General features: G+C 56.6%; 23 protein-coding genes. All 23 read right to left on the bottom strand.

What is annotated here, in order from left to right; translation table 11 throughout:
* Positions 1-52: 52 nt before the first annotated feature.
* The 23 genes from OGY01_RS08695 to OGY01_RS08585 all read right to left on the bottom strand — a co-directional run bounded on the left by OGY01_RS08695 (position 53) and on the right by OGY01_RS08585 (position 16,131).
* A complete protein-coding gene (locus OGY01_RS08695) occupies positions 53-1,153 on the bottom strand; it encodes a phage late control D family protein (RefSeq protein WP_286492913.1) in 1,101 nt (366 codons plus the stop codon).
* On the bottom strand, positions 1,150-1,635 hold the full coding sequence (locus OGY01_RS08690) for a phage tail protein (RefSeq protein ID WP_168999281.1): 486 nt from the start codon (positions 1,633-1,635) through the stop codon (positions 1,150-1,152). The genes OGY01_RS08695 and OGY01_RS08690 overlap by 4 nt, the downstream gene beginning before the upstream one ends.
* Positions 1,632-4,439: a phage tail tape measure protein gene (locus tag OGY01_RS08685; protein WP_286492911.1), complete on the bottom strand. Its 2,808-nt coding sequence runs from the start codon at positions 4,437-4,439 to the stop codon at positions 1,632-1,634. The genes OGY01_RS08690 and OGY01_RS08685 overlap by 4 nt, the downstream gene beginning before the upstream one ends.
* Positions 4,432-4,551 carry a GpE family phage tail protein gene (locus tag OGY01_RS08680; RefSeq protein ID WP_000763316.1) on the bottom strand — a complete coding sequence of 40 codons (120 nt, stop codon included), beginning with the start codon at positions 4,549-4,551 and terminating at the stop codon, positions 4,432-4,434. Before OGY01_RS08680 ends, OGY01_RS08685 begins: the two co-directional genes overlap by 8 nt.
* 14 nt (positions 4,552-4,565) lie before the next feature.
* On the bottom strand, positions 4,566-4,868 hold the full coding sequence (locus OGY01_RS08675) for a phage tail assembly protein (RefSeq protein ID WP_019077474.1): 303 nt from the start codon (positions 4,866-4,868) through the stop codon (positions 4,566-4,568).
* Positions 4,869-4,922: 54 nt separating this feature from the next.
* On the bottom strand, positions 4,923-5,438 hold the full coding sequence (locus OGY01_RS08670) for a phage major tail tube protein (protein WP_286492910.1): 516 nt from the start codon (positions 5,436-5,438) through the stop codon (positions 4,923-4,925).
* 9 nt (positions 5,439-5,447) lie between these two features.
* Positions 5,448-6,620, bottom strand: a complete 1,173-nt coding sequence (locus tag OGY01_RS08665; protein ID WP_286492909.1) for a phage tail sheath protein — start codon at positions 6,618-6,620, stop codon at positions 5,448-5,450.
* Between the two features lie 133 nt (positions 6,621-6,753).
* Positions 6,754-7,281 (bottom strand): tail fiber assembly protein, encoded by a 528-nt coding sequence (locus OGY01_RS08660; RefSeq protein ID WP_286492908.1) that lies wholly within the window; start codon positions 7,279-7,281, stop codon positions 6,754-6,756.
* Between the two features lie 2 nt (positions 7,282-7,283).
* Positions 7,284-9,050, bottom strand: coding sequence for a phage tail-collar fiber domain-containing protein (locus tag OGY01_RS08655; protein WP_286492907.1), 1,767 nt, complete (start codon positions 9,048-9,050; stop codon positions 7,284-7,286).
* Entirely contained in the window at positions 9,047-9,652 is a 606-nt protein-coding gene (locus OGY01_RS08650; RefSeq protein WP_286492905.1) for a phage tail protein I, read from the bottom strand. The genes OGY01_RS08655 and OGY01_RS08650 overlap by 4 nt, the downstream gene beginning before the upstream one ends.
* Positions 9,645-10,553 (bottom strand): baseplate assembly protein, encoded by a 909-nt coding sequence (locus OGY01_RS08645; protein WP_286492904.1) that lies wholly within the window; start codon positions 10,551-10,553, stop codon positions 9,645-9,647. Before OGY01_RS08645 ends, OGY01_RS08650 begins: the two co-directional genes overlap by 8 nt.
* Complete coding sequence (locus OGY01_RS08640; protein WP_023223444.1) at positions 10,540-10,899, bottom strand: GPW/gp25 family protein; 360 nt, start codon at positions 10,897-10,899, stop codon at positions 10,540-10,542. The genes OGY01_RS08645 and OGY01_RS08640 overlap by 14 nt, the downstream gene beginning before the upstream one ends.
* Entirely contained in the window at positions 10,896-11,474 is a 579-nt protein-coding gene (locus OGY01_RS08635; protein WP_286492901.1) for a phage baseplate assembly protein V, read from the bottom strand. The genes OGY01_RS08640 and OGY01_RS08635 overlap by 4 nt, the downstream gene beginning before the upstream one ends.
* 68 nt (positions 11,475-11,542) lie before the next feature.
* Complete coding sequence (locus OGY01_RS08630) at positions 11,543-11,989, bottom strand: phage virion morphogenesis protein (protein ID WP_286492899.1); 447 nt, start codon at positions 11,987-11,989, stop codon at positions 11,543-11,545.
* Positions 11,982-12,413 carry a phage tail protein gene (locus OGY01_RS08625; protein ID WP_001039961.1) on the bottom strand — a complete coding sequence of 144 codons (432 nt, stop codon included), beginning with the start codon at positions 12,411-12,413 and terminating at the stop codon, positions 11,982-11,984. Before OGY01_RS08625 ends, OGY01_RS08630 begins: the two co-directional genes overlap by 8 nt.
* A complete protein-coding gene (gene lysC / locus OGY01_RS08620) occupies positions 12,376-12,624 on the bottom strand; it encodes an Rz1-like lysis system protein LysC (RefSeq protein WP_223151184.1) in 249 nt (82 codons plus the stop codon). The genes OGY01_RS08625 and lysC overlap by 38 nt, the downstream gene beginning before the upstream one ends.
* The gene (gene lysB, locus OGY01_RS08615; protein WP_286492898.1) at positions 12,509-12,937 is read right to left on the bottom strand and encodes an Rz-like lysis system protein LysB; all 429 of its coding nucleotides are present in this window, start codon (positions 12,935-12,937) and stop codon (positions 12,509-12,511) included. Before lysB ends, lysC begins: the two co-directional genes overlap by 116 nt.
* On the bottom strand, positions 12,934-13,449 hold the full coding sequence (locus OGY01_RS08610) for a lysozyme (RefSeq protein WP_286492897.1): 516 nt from the start codon (positions 13,447-13,449) through the stop codon (positions 12,934-12,936). The genes lysB and OGY01_RS08610 overlap by 4 nt, the downstream gene beginning before the upstream one ends.
* On the bottom strand, positions 13,430-13,645 hold the full coding sequence (locus tag OGY01_RS08605) for an HP1 family phage holin (RefSeq protein WP_001397650.1): 216 nt from the start codon (positions 13,643-13,645) through the stop codon (positions 13,430-13,432). Before OGY01_RS08605 ends, OGY01_RS08610 begins: the two co-directional genes overlap by 20 nt.
* A 3-nt stretch (positions 13,646-13,648) precedes the next feature.
* Positions 13,649-13,852, bottom strand: a complete 204-nt coding sequence (locus tag OGY01_RS08600) for a tail protein X (RefSeq protein WP_001397651.1) — start codon at positions 13,850-13,852, stop codon at positions 13,649-13,651.
* Positions 13,852-14,316 (bottom strand): head completion/stabilization protein, encoded by a 465-nt coding sequence (locus tag OGY01_RS08595; RefSeq protein WP_025711939.1) that lies wholly within the window; start codon positions 14,314-14,316, stop codon positions 13,852-13,854. The genes OGY01_RS08600 and OGY01_RS08595 overlap by 1 nt, the downstream gene beginning before the upstream one ends.
* Positions 14,317-14,409: 93 nt before the next feature.
* On the bottom strand, positions 14,410-15,060 hold the full coding sequence (gene gpM / locus OGY01_RS08590) for a phage terminase small subunit (RefSeq protein WP_286492895.1): 651 nt from the start codon (positions 15,058-15,060) through the stop codon (positions 14,410-14,412).
* 3 nt (positions 15,061-15,063) lie between these two features.
* The gene (locus tag OGY01_RS08585; RefSeq protein WP_128317387.1) at positions 15,064-16,131 is read right to left on the bottom strand and encodes a phage major capsid protein, P2 family; all 1,068 of its coding nucleotides are present in this window, start codon (positions 16,129-16,131) and stop codon (positions 15,064-15,066) included.
* Positions 16,132-16,133 lie beyond the last annotated feature (2 nt).

Raw genomic sequence — 16,133 nt, 5'->3', positions numbered from 1 at the left:
CACCATTAAAATCTCAATAATGATACACAAAGAATCAATATTGAGAACTTATTTATTCCATTTCTAAATCATCAATCTTTACTTCAAGCTCCATGCTGGTCGTAAATCCATTATCCGGGCTGACAGAATGCGTCAGGGTGGTAATGGTCCATTCTGCATCATCGATCGGCTGCTTAAACCCCGTGACCTTCACCGGCATTTCCGTATAGAGATCAGCCCGCCCCTCAGCGAGCTGCAGGGAAAATGAAGCAACCCCGCGCTGCAGACGTTCCCACTGCATTTTTGCTGCGCGCTCTGCATTGCTCCGGTTGGCGTAGGTACGATTAAGAACCAGCACGTTTTCATCCGTTCCCACCAGATAATCGCCCTGTTTTGCTTCCGGCTCTTTAGGTGTGGTGGTTTTCTTTCGACGACGCTTAACACTGGTTGTCTCTTTTTTCCTGGGTTCACGCGTATGCAACCAGCTGGCAATAACACCGGTATAGGCACCACGATCAGCAAGGGTGAACCGATGACCGTCACCGGCTTTGCGCGTGATGGTGATAACCGGCAGCGGCTTGCCGCTTGCCGTTCTTCCCTGTCCCTGGCGGATAAACAGCAGATTCCCGTCCTTAACGGAAGCAATCGCCCCATACTGTCTAGCCAGTTTCATCAGAAAACTTGCATCGCTTTCATTGGTCTGGTCCAGATGATCCAGCGCCTTATCCGTCAGGTCTTTACCCAGCGCCATTTTGAGGTTATGCCGGGCGGCGATTTCCTTTACCACCTCCCCCACCGTTGTCTGATGCCATGATTTTTCGCGCCGTGTATTGAGGGTTTCACGGAAATCTGCGCTACGCGCCCTGATGGTCAGCCGGTCAGGGGCACCGCTGTGTTCAATTTCATCCACGGTAAAAGCCCCTTTAGGGAAAAGCGGCTGGCCTTTCCAGCCCAGCGCCAGCTGAATCACTGCCCCACGTCGCGGCAGGGCGATCAGCCCGTCGGCGTCGTCCAGTTCCAGATCAAGCTGGTCCGCTTCAAAGCCCCGGTTATCCGTCAGCGTCAGACTCATCAGGCGGGTATCCAGCACAGTCGTCACGTCCTTACCTTCAATGACGATACTGAAAGCCGGGCTTTTGCTGTTCAGGTTAATGAGATCAGAATTAACGTTCACTGCAGCAATCCTCCAGCCGTGTTTTTAATCCCCCCAATCGCAGAGGCAGCAGAGTCCTGCAGGTTACTGAGCTGGTCACTCAGGCTCCCGAACATGTCAGACAGCGACTCATCAACCCGTTTGAGGGTGATCGTAAACTCAATGCGTCTGGGCATTCCGCTTGCAAAAAACTCCGTCTTTGTCTGGCTCAGACTCTCAATAACAAACATGCCGTAAATGGTTCCACTGCCTTCAATCAAAGGCCATGCCTTGCCCAGTTCAGCCATTTGTTCAAGCGCCAGTAATGACAGTCTGCCGCCGGTCACTTCCGGCAGTAGAACCCCGGATAGTGTCAGTGAGTCGTTATCCGGGCCAAGAAACTGCGTTGACGGACGGCGGTTCACCCGGCTGTTGGCGGCGTGTCGCCAGCTGCGCTGATACTGCAGTTCCTGATAAGGGACAGTGCGCAGCATAAATACATATAAACCCAGTACCATCATCATGATTCATACCCCCCCTGATCGCTGAAATTGCTGCGCGCTTTTGCCCTGGCCCGGCGCTCCCGCTCGTCAAGCTGGCGTGCCACTTCACGGGCAATATCCTGCGCGTTCTGCCCAGGCTGAGCGACGATATGAATGGGCGCATTTATCTCATAACGAATAACCGGCGGCGGGCTATCTGCCTTAGCAAGCGGGGGCTGGTATGCCCTCGCAGGCAAACTGAACGGATGAAGCGGAGCCGCTTCTGCAGGTGTCGCAGCCACCCCCATCACGCCAGCAACGACAGAGGCCAGCGCAGCAGTACGCCGCCTGCTGGTAACATTTGCCGGTCCGTTCACAATTTCAGGGCCATTTTCTCCGACAATGCCAAACTGCCCGCGTGGAATGATCCCGCCCGTGTCGTACATTCCCGCGTAAGCCGGGAACCCGCCTGGCGGCAGCACCACTTTGCCGTCACTGTTCACTGTGGCGGACTGCTGCTGCGTAACCTGCGCAGGTAGTTTCGCCTTTGCTGCCTCCTTACTGACAATACCGAGCTTTTCCAGCAGCCATGACACACCGGATTTAAGTGACTCAAGTGGGTGCATCACCATATTCAGACCTTCCGCCAGCGCCTCACCAAACCGACGCCCCATTGCAGTTGCGCTGTTCAGTTCTTCGGAAGTGGATTTAACCGGGGTAAGTAAATCATTGAACCAGCCCCACAATGCCTGCACCCTGTCACCAATCCACTGAAACACGGGTCTGAGCGGCTCAAAGGCGGCGCTGATGGGCGCAGCAGCGGCTTTGAACCCATCCACCACGCCCCCCAGAAATGCACTGATGGGCTGCCAGTATTTCCAGATAACCAGCGCCACGCCTGCCAGTGCAGCCACAACCAGCCCTACAGGACTGAGCAGTGCCCCCAGCAGGCTACCAACAGCAAATAATGCCACGCGCAGCAAAGCTAGCGGACCAGAGACCAACAAACGCAGCACGCTACCTGTACGTGTGGCAGCGGCGGCTGCAGAAGGTAACGCTTTAACTGACAGCATGGACAGGCCAAACCGGATAACCGCCAGCGGCCCTAGTACCGCAGCCACCGCCACTGCCAGCGCCCCCAACCCAACAGTGATGGCTGCCGTAGCTGCCGCCACTTTCATCAGAGTGCCAGCCAGCACGGGATTCTGCTCAACCCAGCGACGCAACGCCCCGGTCACGCGCTTAACCATGCCCATAATATCCATCAGCGGTTGACGCAACGTTTCCCCCAGGCTGCTGAAAGCGTTCTGCGCGCCCGTCTTAACCAGCAACCACTGCGCAGACAATGAATCCCTGTTAATGTCGGATTCTTTCTGCATGGAGCCATTAGCACCACTGCCTGATGTGAGTTTCAACTGGCGCTGCAGCTCCGGCAGGTTGTTAGCCAGCTTTGCCGCATCATCGCCAAACTCTTTGCCAAAAATCATTGTCATGGCTGACAGGCGTTTATCCTGCGGCAGATTGTTGACCTTCTCCAGAACCCGCTGAATGGTGCCCATGGCATCGGTGGTCATCTGCTTTTCAATCTCCGCCGGATTGAGTTGCAACAGATTCATGCCTTCAAAAAATCGTTTACTTTGCATGGTGGCAATGGACAGTTCACGCACCATGGCATTAGAGGCGCTGGCGGCGATTTCCGGGGCAGCCCCAAGAGAAAGGAATGTTGAACCCAGCGCCGCGGCCTTTCGGAAGTCAAGGCGGTCAGCCACGCCCCCCATACGCTGCAGTACGTTGATAATGTCCCCACCCTTTGACATGGCGTTATCGTCCAGGTAGTTCAGCGCATCGCCCAGTTGTTCAATATTACGCGTCGGAACTTTATAGAGCTGCGCGATTTTCCCCAGCCCTTCCGCCAGCTCATCGGCGGGCAACTCAAAGGCCGTTGCCGCTTTTGCCGCCGTGGATGCAAAAGCCAGCAGGTCACGTTTCTGCTCTTCGTAAGGATCGTCCTGATTGGTCACCCCCATGCGAGCGCCACCTTCAACCAGCGCGGCATAGTCTATAGCGCCGTTCTCCATCGGCAGCTGTTCGCTGGCGGCCTTGATGGCATCCTGCATGTCATAAAACTGTTTCGTGCGGTTTCCATTATCGTCCCGCAGCCCGTTTACCTGTTTTGCCACGCCTTTCATGGCATCTTCCATGCTGGCGTAGCTCTTAACTGCCGCCACAACAGGTGCGCCCATTGCCACCCCTGCTGCCGTAGTGGTAGCCCCTGCCCCGGCGATGCGATCCCGCACCTCAAGACGTCGCGAATACTGATCGCGGACGGCGTTCATTCGCGCCTGCTGTTCGCCCAGGCGTTTAAGGGATTTCTGCTGCCGATCCATAGCCTGCCGGGTTTCGTCAGCATTCTGCCGCAGTTCCCGCTGTGCACTACTGAGCCTTTTCGTGTCCAGTCCGGCTTCATTGAGCGCAAGACGCTGGCGCTGCACCGACTGACGTAGACCGTTATATTTGCTCTGTAACTCCGTAACGCGGTTTTTTGCCTGCTCAAGCAGCCGTGCCTGCGCCGCCGTCGGGCGGTTGGTGGCAGAGAATTGCGTGGCAAGTTTCGCAGCTTCTTCGCGTGCGGCTTTCAGGCTGTTACCGGTGACTGCCAACTGCGCGCTGGCCTTGCGGAAACCGTCAATGCGGCCCGCCTGAGCATCTAATTCTTTTAAACGGGCGCGGCTTTGCTGAATGGCTGCAGCCAGCTCTTTTGAGCTGGCCTGCGCGGATCGAAATGGGCGGGTGAGCTTGTCAACCGCATTAAGAATCACCTGCAGACGCAGGTTATTGTCACTCATCGCTGGCCCCGCTTCGCTGAATTGCCTTATGCCGCCACGCCAGCACCTCAGTCAGCGGCATAACGTCAGTGATGGATGGCGACCAGTGAAAGATGGTGGCGATATCCGCCACCAGGTCATCAATCGTCAGGCTGTCGGTAAACCGGCAAGCACCGACTTCTTCAACAAAAAAGTCACCACCTCGACCGACAGCGCGGTGAGATCGGCGGGGTCCAGTTCAGCCATTTCCTGTGCGGTCAGCGTTGGGGTGGAAATACGCGGGATCACTGTCATCATGGCCCCCACGTCCATATCCATAATGGCCTGCAGGCGGGTGCCGCGCAGCGCACCGGACTGCGGCTTACGCAGCACAATTTCGGTGATTTGGGTTTTACCGCGCATGACTGGCGTATCCAGTTGTACGGTTTTTTCAGTCAGCTTGTCGCTCATGTTCGTTTCCTGTTAATCAGATACTGGCGCGGATCACCGCGCCGTTAAGTTAAATCAGAGGCCAAGGGCGTTACGGTGTGCTTCCATCAGGTCCACGCCGTCAACGATTTCAATCATGTTGACCAGATCAACCTCATAGAGCACTTCGCCGTTAATGGTCAGCTTCGCGTAGCTGTTGGTGCTGCTGACTTTGGTGCTGCTGCTCTCGCCGGTTTTCCACTCGCCGGAATCAACTTCTTTATGACGCCCGCGCACAACCAGCTCAATGGCCTGCACTTCGCCGGTATCGTCACGCTGAATAGAGCCGGTAAAACGCAACTGAATACCGTCCACCGTGGCAGCTCCCATCTGTTTGAATAACAGCAGTTCGGTGCCGCCGATTGAAAATTCCGTGTCCAGTGCGCCGTCATCCAGCCCCATATCCACATCCACCGCGCCCGGCATACCGCCGCCGCGATACTTCTCAAACTTGCGGGTGAATTTCGGCAGGGTCAGGGACTCAACGATCCCCTGCCAGTTGTTCCCGTCGTTGAACAGGTTCAGGTGTTTTAACTTGCGTGGTAATGCCATGTATCCCCCTTATGCACTGACACGGCTGGCAAAATCGACCAGGTAGCGATCGGTGATGCGCTGGCGCAGCATCAGATTTTCAAGCGGCGGCACAGGCGTGTAGTCGTAGTCGATGGTGAGTTTCCCGGCTTTCAGGGAGTCTTTATCGTTCACTGACTCATCCAGCCAGCAGTCAGCCCCAATGAGGTATCCCTGATTCACCAGGCTGCGCAATTTGGCGCGAATACCTTCGATAATGTCGCGGGCCAGTGACGGATTCAGTGGTTTATCCACCGCCCACATATGCCCCTCTGCAATCGTGTCAGCCAGCACCTGAGCCGTGCGGGTGTAGTTCTCAAACGCAAACAATGGATCGTCACTGAGGCAGCGGGAACCCCAGAAGCGGAACCCGTCTTTGCAGATCAGCGTGGTGACGTCATTCTGGTTCAACAGTCCTGCGTCCGTTGCCGGGTCCTGCAGGTCCCAGAACACATCAGCAGAAACGCCGGTGACGCCATTCACTCCCACGTTGGACAGGGTTTTGTGCCATCCAGTCTGTTCGTCGATTTTGGCGCGCAGACCGAGCGCACGGGCCGAGGCATAAGCCGTGGCATCTGCTTTCAGAACGGTGTCAAAGTTGATGAAATCAGGCCAGATCAACATCCCCTCTCGCTGGCTGAAATTATCCCGGTAAGCAATGGCTTCCTCCACTGTCTTACAGCCATAGGCAGAGAGGTAGGCAAACCCGCGCAGGCTCTGCGCCACGCTAAGCAGCTCAGTGGCAACCGCCTGCGTGTCGTGCCCCGGCACACCGAGAATGCGCGGCTTAACTTTCAGTTGCGACTGCGCAGAAAGCAGCGCTTTCATCCCCGTTTTCTTACCGTCGGATGTGACGCCACCGATAATATTGGAGGTGGTTTCCGCTTCGGTTTCGCCCTGCGCCACGCGCACAACGACGGTCACGGGTTTAGCCTGGTCTGCAATGGCATCCAGTGAACGGGCCAGCGTGCCGGACTCGCCCGCTTTGCCGCTAGCGGTCAGCACGTCAGTCAGCAGGACCGGCTTATTGAGGGGAAACATGGACGCATCAGCATCATCGCCGGTGCAGACCATGCCCACGATGGCGGTGCTCACCGTGGTGATAGGTCGGGTGCCCTCGTTGATTTCAACAACGCGCACCCCGTGGTGGTAATCCTGAGCCATATGGCAGTCTCTCCGGTTTACAGGGGGTGTGCCTATGTTCTGGTTGATATGCACGCTGCGCACGCGCCGGGCTATGTATGGGGAATGGCACAATGGAAGGGGTAAAAAAATCCCCGCAGTTGCGGGGACGGGATTAATCTTCGGGAGGTTCAGGCCAGTTAATATCCGGCGCAGCAGTTAAATCCATTCGTCTTAGTTTAGTTCGATATTCTCGCAGTGCTGAAAGTTCCAGCTGTTCTGTCGCCGTAATATCGTTATCATCCTGAGCTTCCATAAGCTGATTGATTTTTGCCGTGACCGGTGCCATACGCCTGTCGCGTTCTGCTGCCGCTAAAGCAAAATAATCAACCTGAACAGGTGCGATAGTGCCGTTGCTGTAAGTAAAATTACTCGGCTGGAAACCATCAGGAATATCAGTATCAGCGAATTCCACAACAGAGCAATTCAGCGGAAATAGCTTTGTCACATCTTTATCCGCAGCGATAATCAGTCCAGTTTTGTCATACTGAATTTTCAGCGTATCGGGCTGGAATAATTTTTGTAATATATACCAGTCAACACCTGCTTCATTATTGATAAACTGGATGCTGCAGTTCTCTGATAATTCCTGCTGAACGGGTGTTAATTCCGTTGTTTTAGTGAAATTTTTAAAATGTCTCATTTTTATGCCCCCACCGTATACCACTGACCATTCACTTTAAGCTGTAACAAACGTCGTTGGATCCTGTCTGGTGTTTCGTTCGAGTCTCCATTCTCAACACCTGTAATGACGTAACCTAACTGGTCTGCAAATCCGGGCGAACGATATACGTTTCCATGCTCAACGGCACCGAAACGGATGGACTGAACATACCCACTTAGCATGTCAGTTGTGGCAAGGAATACACCAGAACCATCGTCATGAAGCATGAATGGCTTTGTTTTGTCATTCTGGTACACACCGACCATGGTGATATATTGTCGTAACGGTCTGCCTGCTATATATGCACTCAGCCAGCCAGGGCCGCTGCCCATACTCCATATATCGCCGTAAACATCGCCGTTTTTGTTGAATATCGCATTTCCGGCCTGCAAATTTTCAGCAGCTGCGATAACACCGAGTCGGGTGCTGATATATGCCCGGATAGCCAGGTCTGCTGAGTTCTGAAATCCGATACCATTCCATGACTTAATGTTCAGGTTGTTACCATTAAAACCTGCACCATCAACGCCACCTGTAGCCATCCCACCAGAACCATCACCAACCGTGACCAGAGTATCGCCACGCATATTTGGAGCAGAAATATCCCCCGTAAATGCAGCGCCTTCCAGCATCGCCACATTACGCCATGAGGTAATGCCCGCTCCTGTGCCGTGACCAAACAATACGTTATTGCCACTGATTGCCAGTACATCCACAACAGAGGTCGGACTCACGACCTCCGTAAGAGTGATAATTTGCCAGTAACTTACCTGATCTGGTGCATCAGGAGCCTGATGCGCACGCATAAACTGGCAGCCTGTAGCCGCACGCACGCCGATTGATGTTCGGTCAATTGCGTCACTGACAAACGTTCCCGCAAGGAATCGCCCGTCACCTTTTAAAAGTGCGTCTTTTAAACCAAAGTACTGGAGAATCCCTGCAGTGTCTTTTCCACTCAGATTCGTCAGCGTGGTATCGAGAGGCTGTTTTCCTGCCAGCGCATTCATCACAGTTGTCGCAAAGTTTGGGTCACCCCCCAGCGCAGCAGCCAGTTCATTTAATGTATCCAGCGCCGCCGGTGATGACGCAACCAGTGCTGCTATCGCTGCCTGAACAAATGCCGTATTAGCAATCTGGGTGCTGTTATTTCCTGCCGCGGGCGTCGGCGCTTTTGGCGTGCCAGTGAATGTCGGGCTGGCTTTCGGCGCATACTGCGTATGGGGATCGTTAGCGGCGATATGCTTTGCCATCAGGTCATCCACATACACCTTTAGCTCCAGCACCTTGTCATCCACATACTTGCGGGTTGCCAGCACCACTGCCGGGTCAATTTTCAGGGTGATATTATCAGTGCTGCTGGTAATCAGTACCATGCGCACGGTCTGCGTGCGTCCGCTCCCCTCCGCCAGCTGCGGCTTGTAGCTCTCCGGGCAGTTGCCCACGGCAATCAGTGCTCCGGTATCATCGAACAGACCAACCTCACGAATCCACCACCCGCCCTCAGTTTCTGGGATCACCTGCTCAGCAACAATCTGGCTGCTGTTCTGCGGATCGATGTACAGCATATTGAGGGAAGCGCGGCGTTTTTCAGCAACCAGCGCTGTCTGCTGTGCGCTTGGAGTCGGTAGCACGCCGCCACCGTCGCCCACCGCCATCTGGGTAATTTTCAACGGGACACCGAGCGCGGCGGCGCTTGCCAGTTTCGCCGCGCCGATATCCGTCAGCAGGGTATAAAATTTTGCACTCATGGATTCACTCTCATTGTGTCAATAACATGGACCGTCCCGCCCTCATAAGCGGTGCAGCCGGAAATAATGGTTTCATTGATATACGGGTAAATCGTGATTTCTTCGCCGGTGTAGGTGGATGCGCCCACAAAATAGGGGCCGCTGGTCTGCAGGTTGATGGACATGCCGATCAGATGGCGGCTGCACGGTTTGGCGTCACCGATCAGGCGCTCCAGTTCCAGATAGGTTTCTTCCGTGATGCCCTGGTCCTGCACGCCAATGTCCAGGCGAAACGTCCCCGGCCTCTCGCCGGTCTGCCACCACTCAATGATGCGGATCAGAAAACCAAACGGCTCTACCACTCGCCGCACGGCGCTGATTGTCCCCTTGTGCTGATGGATATAGAAAGCATCCTGCACCACACGGCGCTTGACGCTCTCCGTCCAGTTTTCGTCCCAACGGTCAACGGAAAACGCCCACGCCAGATACGGCAGAAATCTGACCGGACACGTTGCCGGGTTCCACAAATCGCGCAGCGGCACCTGCAGATCTGAAATACCGCTGCAGGTCTGCGCCAGTCGGCGCTCAAGCGGCGATGAACCGGGCGGCAGCAGGCTATTCATCCGTGCCCCCGTTGGTTACGCTCCATTCCGTACAGGACGCCGCCTGCGTCTTATCCAGCACAACATCTGCAAGCGGGGAGGCCAGCTCCACACGCTGGACGCCCTCAACGTGCAGCGCGGCATAAATGGCACTGCGACGGATATCACGGCCCAGCCGCGTCTGACTGGCGATGTACTTCTGCAGGCTGGCTTTTGCTTCTGCCATCACCGGCTCAGCCTCCGGTCCCGGATAAAGAAAAATCGTTGCATCCACGCTGTACAGGATAATTTCGGCGCTGCGCACCGTCAGGCGGTCCGCCACCGGGCGCACGTTCTCGCTGTTAAGCGCCTGCTCCACCACCGCCAGCAGATCAGCCTCTGCCGTACCGTCACCCTCACGGCTCAGCACGGTAAGCACCACCTCCGCCGGTGCCGGGCTGGTTGCGCTGGCATCTGCCACGCGCCCGTCCGCGCTTTTGGCGTGAAACTCATAGGCCGCCGTCGGTCCCGCAACGGACAATCCCTCAAATGCAGCCGGAACACGCAGACGCAGCGCCTCATCGCTTTCCATGACGGCAGCAACCGGCGGCACAGCGTCATTGTCGGCAGGTACTACCGTCAGGCGCTTCACGTTGTAGTTAGCTGCCAGCTGATCGAGATCACCGCCGATGGCATACGCCACCATGACCGCCTGCGCGGCCTCGTTAATACGCTGGCGCAGCAGGATTTCGCGGTAGGTGCTTTCCTGCAGCAACTTGGTGACGGGTTCAGATTCCAGCGCCAGCGTGCGCCGTACCGCGTCCTGCTCATCCGCCGGATAAAGGGCCACAAAAGCGGCTTTGCGCTCAGCCAGCAGCGTCTCAAAATCCGGCACGTCCACTATCTGCGGCGCGGGCAGCTGGGAAAGGTCAATCACTGCCATTGTCTGCTCCTGTAGTTACCGAAAGGGAAACCGGCGCGCCGTTATTGCGCTGCCCGGTAAGCTCAACCACCATGGAGCCGTCAAAATTGCTGCTGATGGTGATGGAATCCAGCGTAAGCCGTGGCTCCCAGCGACTCAGCGCCACATAGACCGCAGACATGACCTGCAGGCGTAGCGCCGGGTTCTGCGGCTGGTCAATCAGGGCGGATAGCAGGGAACCATATTCCCGACGGGCAATCCGGCTGCCCTGCGGCGTCAGTAGAATATCCCGCACTGACTGGCGCAGATGGTCCGTATCAGTAATGGCCTTGCCGTTACCCTGGCTCATGCCGATATACAGCGTCATACCGGGCCTCCTGACGTATCACCGCCGGACTTCACGCCGGTGTGACCGTGTTTATCCACCACGATCCCGTTGGAACTCATCGCGCCGCCGCCCTGGGTGACGCCGCCATTGATCACCATCTCGCTGTTAATGCGCGTGGTATCAGCCTCCACCACAAACTCACCGGTTTTGAGGGTGATATTGTCCGCCGCCTCGATCACCATGGATTTGATACCCCGGACATGCCACCGCCCGGTGGCGGGTTCGTACTCAAACCAGCCCCCGTCCGGGTACTCCGTCACGCTACCGTCCACGGAATCCGACGGTGGCGGAAACTGATTGGAGTAGATGGCGGGCAGCACAAAAGCGGTTTCCAGATTGCCGCCCATGCTCAGCACCACCACCTGCTCATCCGGCGACGGGCACCACCATGTACGGGCGCCACCGGCACGCAGCGTCAGCCAGTTAATCCAGTTAGTTTCAAGCTCGCCCACTTTCACCCGGCACAGCCATTTTTCCCGGTCCACTTCGGTCACGGTGCCAGTGCGGATCAGGTTAGTGATAAGGCGCATGATTTCGGTCAGTTGTGCATTCATAACGAAAGGTTGCCATCAGAGGGGAAAGGGAGGCAGCGCGGGCGCTTGTGCCAGCGGTGGCACAAAGATCACCCCGCCAGCCAGCGCAGCAGAGTGTCACGGGTGATGGTTTCCACCTCATCATTCACGCCTAACAAGCGGCGCTCTGCGTAGCGGACCTCCGGGCCTTTTCGGCTGACGCGATCACGCAGGCCGTAATGGTGAACACGGGCAATGCGCTGCACCTTGCCATCAAACTGCACGCTGGCGGAGTCCGCACTGGCGGCGGTTTTCAGGTATTTTGTGGTGCGAAGCTTTGCAAACATCTGGCGTTTGATGCGCCCCTTCTTGCTGCGGGCTGTCACCCGTCGCGGCTCATAGCCGCTGCCGTCAGGATTACGCTGTAGCCTGATGTTCTGCTGCTGCGTCCGGCGCAGCTGTTGCGCCAGTTGCCGCATCATACGGTTGCGTGCGGCAGGCTCCAGATTTGCCAGCTGCGCCGTCAGCCAGTCATCCACCCTCTGCAGCTCATCCACGTTTCACCGTCCACATTTCTTCGGGTTCGTCCGGCTCCGGCACCGCTTCAACGCTCGACACGCTGCCGTCAGTGCTGACCAGCACACGCTCAGTCAGTTGCAGGTTCATACTGATATCGCACACATCGTTGCGCAGAATATCCACTTCAAAGGTGAACAGTTTTTCGCGCAGATCCGGGTTGTTGATGGCATCCGGCTGGCTGGTACTGAGCCACAGCAGGACTGGAGCCATCAGCAGATTCTGGTCGCCGCTGAAATCCTCGATCACCACATTCAGGGTGTAGCGGTATTCCCATGACATGGAGCTGGCCCCTGTTGCCACCAGTGAGCCGTTATCAACGAAAAGGTGCAGCTTGTCCGGGTTGTCCCGGACATAGGCAACCGCTTTATTCAGGGCGCTGCGTAAGGACTGCGGTTTGTTCACTGTCTCGCTCCTGACACGCAATAATCGTGTCCACTTTGTCAGCACATACCGCCCAGGCGGCCTCGGTTTCATCCAGCACCGCATTCAGATCGCCGTTACTGCGCGGCGCTGACCTTTCCAGGCGGCACTGCGTCACTCTTGGACAGCCACTCACGGTAAGCTGCACCTCCGGCGAGGGCCGGACGCTCCCGCAGCCTGATAATGTCAGCAGGCAAAAGAGTGTCAGCCCAGCGGCGCAAATCCTCGTTTTCACGTTTCAGTTCCTCGATCCGGTGCTGGCGACTGCGCAGCAGTGCGGTGGTCTGCTCCGCTGCCGCATAAAGCCGTGCCTGCTCCCGGCTGTTGGTTTCGGTCAGAATGGACAGGCCGATCAACTGACTGTTTTTCTTCGTCAGTTCCTGCGTTTTGCTTTTCAGCGCCGCGCCCTGCGCCTTGATGGTGTGACTGGCATTGTTAATCCGCCACGACTGCCAGCCCAGCACCGCAAAAGCCAGCGCCAGCACTACCGCCAGCAAGCGCGTCATGCCCCAGTTCCTTTTAAGCACCAGGCCAGTTCCCGCGCGCGGCGGTTCTCCAGACCTTTATTTTTCACACCGTTAACGTAAATCCAGCGCGGTAGCTGGTTGCATGCCTGCCACCACTGCTGGCGATTGATATATGACACCATGGTTGACCTGCAGATCGCGCCGGTCCCCACATTGAAACCAATACTCACCAGCGCATCGTAGACATGTTGCGGGGGCTTAACCGTCAGGCAGGCATCCAGTTTTTTTTCAGTCAGCAGTACATTGTTTATTAACCCCTGCGCCGCCTTCCGTTCCGTGATGGTTTTCCCCGGTACCACGCCGGACGTATTGCCGATCCCGTCGGTCCAGACACCCGCGCTGCACTGATACGGCTGCAGGCGACATCCCTCGTAATCGGCAATCAGTTTCAGCCCCTCAACGGAGGTTTTGAGCGACTGAAAACCGGGCAGCGTGGCGGCGATAGCCAGCACCGTCCCGACAAGGCAGCGCTTAACGATTGAAGGATTCATATTCCCCCCGTGAAATTTTGCCATCACGCAGCAACCTGAAAGACTGGTGTTTGTAGTACCAGTTGATAGCCAGCATCAGCACACCAATCAGTACGCCGCCAACCGTTGACGCATCTTTGAGCGACAGATCGCCCAGCCATGCCAGCAGCACGGCGATGCAGTAAGTGATAAAGGCGCTGATTCGTTCAAGCGTCATAATTCAGTCCCATAGCTGGACGGTCTGCGCTGTGGTTGACGCCGTAATGTCCGGCAGCTCCACCTGCAGCCCGTGCGGTAAAAATGGGCCGTACTCAGCCAGGCCCGGATTCGCCTTCAGAACCTGCTCAGTGACACCCTGCGTGCGCCCGTAATGACGCCAGCAAAGCGCGTCCACCGTGTCATACTGATGCGCACGCACTTTCATCAGATAAGCTCCACCGTACAGTGCGGTGCATCCTGCACCCGGCTGATGGCCCAGCGGGCATCACGCCACAGATCGCCGCTGGCCTCCGCCAGCTCCTCCCCTCGCTTCACGCCTGACGCCGTGGCGTCATAGTCCTGATAACGCTCATTGAGCACAGCGCGCGCCCAGCAAAAAACGGCGTTGTGGTAGTGCTGGATACGCTCGCTTTTGCCGTCCAGCATTTCTGCAGGAACCTCAGCAAGTGTCCGCCAGCCCAGCATCTGCTGGCGGTTGCGGAAGTCGTACAGCTCAGCGTTAACCTCAGAAATAGCCGTCAGCACAACCTGCTTTAAACGCGGCTGCGTCACCGTGCCGTCAGTTCGCATCACACTGCGAAATTCCGACAGGTCCACATCAGGCCAGAACGGCGTATTTTTGATGACCTCCGCCTGTTCCGGTGCCTGTTCGGGCGCAACAAACTTCATGCGGCTTTCTCCTGAATAAGTGGGCGGTGGACGGAATTTTGATGTGGCAGTGCCTTTCGCCATCCCGTGCCGCCCGTGCGCGGGGCACGTTCTTTAGCGGCTGTCATTGCGCAGTCTGCGCTCCAGCTGCTGCTTTTCTTTTTTCACACCGCTGCGGGGATCAAGCTGCAGCGCATGGGTAAGGTGATTCAGGGCAGACGCCGGGTTGCTTTCGCTCAGTACAGCGCCGATGGCTTTATGCAGGCGCGCCCGCGACTGGTCCGGCATATCCAGATCGGTTGTCAGGTCCAGCGTCTGCAGAAGCAGATCGGCATCAAAACCGGCAGCAGCAAGCAGAGCGCTTTGCGCCGCGTCTGCCATTTCTTCTGCCAGCACGGTCTGCACGTTACGGTTGCCCAGCGGCATCACCCAGCCATGGCGCAGCGCATGACGCCCGATTTCCAGCGCACCGGCATAATCACCGGCGTCGATACGCCACAACATCACGTACATCAGCACGTCATCCTGCTGCGCGCCTCCGGCAGCCAGCACGCCCTCTGCCCAGGCAGAATATTTCGGCAGCAGTTCCACCTTGATTTCCGCCTTTTTCACCGTGGACTGGATGCCTTTAAGCCTGCGGCGATCTTCTGCCAGTTGCAGCAGCATCAGGTCATAACCCGACGCATGGCGAACACTGCCGCCCTCACGGGCGGCCTGTTCGGCCTGAATGCGCAGGCGGTGCTGCCGTGCGGGACTCAGGCTCATGCGTTACTCTCCGTTTCCTGTTTCTGCTGCAGGCGGGGTGAAATCACCGATTTCGATGTTTTCCACCAGTGCCGAGCAACGGTAGTCCTCGACCACATACGCCTCGTTGACGGATTCAAAGTTTTCAATCCGGTCACGTTTCGGGTTGTCGATAACGGAACGGCGGCGGGTGTCTTCCTGCCAGTAGATGGACAGGTTATCCAGACGGGTGATCAGCAGAGCATTTGCCGGGAAGAAAGGCGCACGCACGGCCTGCAGGCCACCCATGCGTTTCTGGCTGATAATCAGATCGGCAGAGATTTTTTCGCTGTTGTCCTGCTCTTTGTTGACCAGCGGGAAATACTTGTCAGCCAGCAGTTCACGACCACAGACAACAACCAGCTCGTCATCATCCTGATACTCGACATCGATCAGCTCGTTAACGGCATCCATCACCACCGCATCCAGATTTACGTACTTACCACCCGGACCTACTTTTACCGGTTCTGCAGTAGTGGTGCCGTCTTCTGCGGTTTTGCTGCCCATGACGTGATCCGGCGCGTCTTCGCGGATTTTCTGCAGCCAGCCTTTATTGACGTCCTGCAGCAGCGGGTTTTCAGCACGGTTGGAGGTTTTGGCGCGCTTCACGCCGTTAAAGCCGATCATGATGCGGTCCAGCGCCTGACGCTTGACGATGGCGTTGCGGATACGCACCTGGAAGTCCTGGAATTTCGCCCACAGGTCCAGTTTTGCGTAGGTCAGCACCGTATCAAAGTTGGTCTGCTCGCATTTGTATTCCACGTCTTCCATCAGAGTCGGATCGGTAGGTTCGCGCTCTTTGGTGGTGGTATCGGTGGTTCCGGCAATGGTGCTGCCCACGCCCAGCCCCAGCAACTGTCCGGACTGCTCAGTGACCGGCGTGATGTTAATCAGCGTCAGGAAAGCGGCGGACTGCTGAATCTGGTCTTCCAGCGTCTGCTGCACGGACGGCTCCACGGTGAACTTGCTGGACAGTTCCTCAACCTCCACACCATTCAGGCGCGCCAGCTGCTGCAGGTAAGCGTTAAAGGCAAAGCGGGTTTTCTTTTTCATCG

Origin of the sequence: Citrobacter sp. Cm038 (assembly GCF_030333105.1) — a bacterium.
Lineage (GTDB): Bacteria > Pseudomonadota > Gammaproteobacteria > Enterobacterales > Enterobacteriaceae > Citrobacter > Citrobacter murliniae.
Note: the sequence above shows the minus strand (reverse complement) of the source record. Positions and strands in the feature narration are given on the sequence as shown.